Raw genomic sequence first — 4,269 nt, 5'->3', positions numbered from 1 at the left:
GCTTCCTGATCTTCTTGATGGCCGCGGGAAGATCATCGAGCCTGGATACCCGCAGCTCATCCAGCGCCGGTCCTCGCAGCGTGATCTCCATCCGAGCGCGCCGCTCCCCTTCGTCGAGAACGGTTCTGGTTCCTGTCACCCGGTTCTGATTGTCGATGACCTTGTGCATGATCCGGAAGCTCACGCCTGGATGGCCCCCTGTCATAGCGGCTGCGTCCCGCGCCCCGTAGTAGATCGTTCCGTTGGCTTTGGCCGGATTGTAGTTTCTCAGCTCGAGCGCCGCATCGCGTAGCGGATCCATCCCGAGCGGGACGCCGTAGCGCTCCGGTTGCTTCTCGTCGTCATGCGTCTTGTCCTCGGAGGGTATCGTCAGCAGGTGTCGCGTTTCCCTGCTGCCACCCCAGCAGCATCGCGGGAAGCCACCGAGGTCCCGCCAGTAATCGGCATCGGGCAGCAGGTGACGCCACAGCAGCTCTGTCATCAGCCACCGGTCCGCATCGGACTCGTTGTTCGCATACCAGTCGACGCTGATCTCGATCTCCTCGATCGTTCCGGTGCAGCTGAGCCCCTCCTGCTCACCAAGCAACTTGATCAGCGTTTCGGTGAGCGTGCGCGTCGGCTGCTGGATCCTCGCGGTATGCGTATGACCCGAGCCGCCCGGGGCAGTGGGCTCGATCGACACGCTCACACCGATGGCCTCACGAAGGCGCGTCGAGAGCCTCGCGCGGTTCAGATGGCCGGCAGTGGTGAAGCCGATCCGGATGTAGTCCACTTCGGCCCGAGCGGTGTAGCGGCTCAGATCGAAGTCCGGGGTCAGGCGATAGCGCTCCGGGAACCAGGCTGCGCCCGACTTGGGGGGCTGCCAAAGATAGGTCAGGCTCAGATCTTCGGGGGGCGGGTCGCCGAACAGGTCCCGATAACTCTTGGTGTCGGCAAATTTGAGGGGGATTTCGAGCGACATCGGCTTCGATCGATAGGCGTAGTCGTATCGGTTGTTTCTGGATTGTCCGGAGTACATTGGTTGCTCGATCCTTTGGGGATTGCTCATCTATAAGGCCCGGGTTGGGTGCGGCCGGCTGCAGCAATGGGTGTATCATTGGCTGCGGCTACGCCTTATGGTTGTGCTGCGGACGTCTGGCGCGTGGTTAACCACAGGCTGCCGCGTGACAGGCTGCAGTTTCGACCAGAACGGCTGCGGCAGCTCTGCGGTAGCGCCTGCCCTGACCGGTCGGCCTTGCCCGACGGTCGGCGCGCTACCGGACAGCCTCCGGCTGGCGTGTTGCGTATCTGCCCGCAGAACCGCTCCGGTACGGGGAAAGCGCTCGAGTGGCGTTCTGTGTGCGGAGCGAACGAGCTCGCTGTTACCGGACACCTCCCAGCGAGGTGCCTGCCTGATGCGTTCGAATGCTCCGGTACGGGGGCGCCGACGGTCCGCCTCGCTCGATGCTTCATGCTCGCCGCTGTGGCCACCGGACCGCGTCCATGGACCCTGCATTGGAAGCCAGCGCGGGCCGGGTCCGGTGCGGGCATCATGCGTTGGCGGGCGTCCCACATCACCGTCAGGCTGCCTGCGCCTGCCGGACGGCTCTGAGCAGCGCTTCCGACCGTCGCGTTGAAGCGGTCCGGTACTGGCATGGATCTGTGACGGGTGCTCAGCCGGTCTGACCATGGGGCTCCCATCACCGGACGCATGCCAGAGCCGCGCGTCTTCACCATGCAGGACACGTCCGGTACAGCTCGGCTGATGGCGCTTCCATCTATGTCGAGGATGCTCCGCTCCGCGGTCACCGGACGGCTCCCAGGCGCATGGCGCGGGTCTGCGCCGCTGGATCGCTCCGGCATTGGAATGGATGGCCACAGCAGGCAGTCCTTGGAGCGGCGGCCAATCGAGCCGCTGCCGGACGCGTCGTGCCCACCACCGGCGCCAACGCCGCGCGACGGATGTACTCGCGCATGGACTTGCCGCGCCCGGGCAGTGCCCATGGCGAGTGCGCGGGGGCATGGGCAGTGGTGATCGGATAGGGCGGCAAGGCATGACCCCCGTGTTCGCGGCCAAGGCCGCGTCGGGTCTGTTGATCTGTCGGGGGCATCAGGTCTCGAGGGGGCTGCGGCGCTGCTGCTGACGCGTGACGGCATGGTCGGACGGTATGACTGGAGCCGCATACGTCGAAGGTCGTGGCAGAGATGTCATGCTGCCGCTCGTCCTGCTTCTGTATGCCCTCGGGGCCCGGGGCTTGTGCCGCCACGTCATGCCGCTGCTCCTGTCCGTTGTGAGCGCGAGCTATGTACTCCCGCAGCGCGTGTCCAGAGGGCGCCCGCGTGAATCCGTCTCCACACGCGCAGACTGCCGCGGGCGGACCATGGGCAACTGCCCGGGATTGGAGAAAGGCTCGTCTCCGCTCTTGAGCGGCATCAGTGGGAAGCGAGTGGGACGGAATCTGGAAGTCCTAGACAGGGCGGGGGAGCCATGCTGCCGGGTGTTGGCAATTCCGGGCGGGCAGGGGGCGGATCCTTATACCAAGGGGACGTTGGCTGGCGTTCCTAGCTCCCGCTGCCCCAGGTGCAGGGCGCAGCACCCGCTGAGAGCCCCAGAAACCCGTCGCTGACGGCCGCTAGGTGTGTCCGGCATAGTGACATATGTGCAACACGACTCGCGGCTCCTGCACCGCCCTCAGCGCGTCATCGGTATGGGCGGGTTTCGCAGTGCTGCTGGTCGCGATGGTGCAGCCCGCGCTGTCTGTGCCAGCCCGTCCCTATCCCGCTCCCGGTCAGGGCGTGGGGCCGCTCGGGTGGGTCAGGGCCGACTGCGTGCCTGGTCGTCACCTGCCCGCGGCTGCTGCTCGGACCTGCTGGTCGCCTTCCATCCGCATCGAGCGTGGTTATGCTCAGCAAGCCGTCCGGTACCGGCGAAAGGCGACCGTGGGCAGCAGGTGTGCGGCATAACCTTGCCTCAGGACATGACCTGTATCGGTGGGGAGGGAGCCGGAACGAGGCTGCAAGATCTCGGCAGAGCGGGGCCATTCTCCCAGCGGCAGGCATTTCCGGGCGACCAGGGGACGGAGCCTTATACTTAGCGGCGGTTAGGGGGCATCCGGAGGTCCGGCTGTCCTTGGTTCAGGCCGCAGTGCGCGCTGAGAGCCGCTAGGAGTGTCGCTGACGGCCGCTAGGGGTGTCGGGCATAGAGCGTGACATGCACGCAACACGACACGGGCCCGCTGCACGCTTTCTGAGGCTCTGAGGCCGGGCTGCGGTGGTGGTGGGGTGCTGGGTTCCGGCTTTGCGCATTCCGCCGGTGCTTCCGGGGCGGGGGCTCCGACCGTCTCTTCGCGTGCATGCTGCCTACTGCCGGCGCAAGCCTGCGCACTCCGCCACTATGCTTAACCAGATGCTGTGACAGAGCTGCTTATAAAATTCTTTTCTATATAAAAAAGAATTCTATTATTTCTTTTGTATCAAATCATAAATGAGGATTAGCATTATTGATCAGCCAGCCCATGAACAGTTGCGGAAGATCTGAAGGTAATTGACCTTATGCTTCAGCCGACGCGTCCTCAACGGCCGTCACCAGACCAAATACAGATGCCACAGCTCATGTTCCCGGACCATCTGTTTCTGTCAGGCGCAACTCCGACGCAGTGGATCCCTGCTCGACCGCCCATGCCTTGATGTGGAGCCGCCAAACCTCGGCGACCGCGTCAGGCGGCGGCGTAGCTGGTGAAGACGTCTGCCGATCCGTCCCGCTGGATCAGCAGGACATCATAGGCGTCGCGCGCACTTTCGGGCCCCATGCCGGGCGAGCCGTAGGGCATGCCGGGAACCGCGAGACCGACGGCATCGGGGCGTTCGTCGAGCAGTCGGCGGATGTCCGCTGCGGGAACATGGCCCTCGATCATGTAACCATCCACCCTCGCGGTGTGGCATGAGCCAAGTTCCGGCGGGATGCCGTTCTCCAGCTTGTAGCGCATGAGAGCCGTCCCGGCAGCGGCCTCGGTCGTCACGGCAAAGCCGTCCTGCTCGAGGATCTCGATCCAGGCCGAGCAGCAACCGCAGTTGGGGTCCTTCACCACGTGGATCGCCGGTCCGGCGGCTTGCGCAAGGCCGCCGAGCGGCGAGGCCACCACCAGGGCGGTGCCCCCGGCCAGAAGCATGCGGCGGGACAAGGTGTTCCGGGTCATCTGGTTCTCCCTCCGGGAAGTCATGTGTGTCGCGGCAGCTCAGAGGTCAACCTGCCTGAGCCGCAGGGCATTCGCGATCACCGAGACCGATGAG

The 4,269-nt window shown here is 64.9% G+C and carries 2 protein-coding genes; both read right to left on the bottom strand.

The window, feature by feature from the left end:
• The coding region (locus tag HMH01_RS17635; protein ID WP_171327112.1) for a hypothetical protein at positions 1–1,048 on the bottom strand (1,048 nt) is incomplete at its 3' end.
• Between the two features lie 2,647 nt (positions 1,049–3,695).
• Entirely contained in the window at positions 3,696–4,175 is a 480-nt protein-coding gene (locus HMH01_RS17630) for a DUF411 domain-containing protein (protein ID WP_171327111.1), read from the bottom strand.
• Between the last annotated feature and the right edge of the window lie 94 nt (positions 4,176–4,269).

Origin of the sequence: Halovulum dunhuangense, assembly GCF_013093415.1 — a bacterium.
Lineage (GTDB): Bacteria > Pseudomonadota > Alphaproteobacteria > Rhodobacterales > Rhodobacteraceae > Halovulum > Halovulum dunhuangense.
Note: the sequence above shows the minus strand (reverse complement) of the source record. Positions and strands in the feature narration are given on the sequence as shown.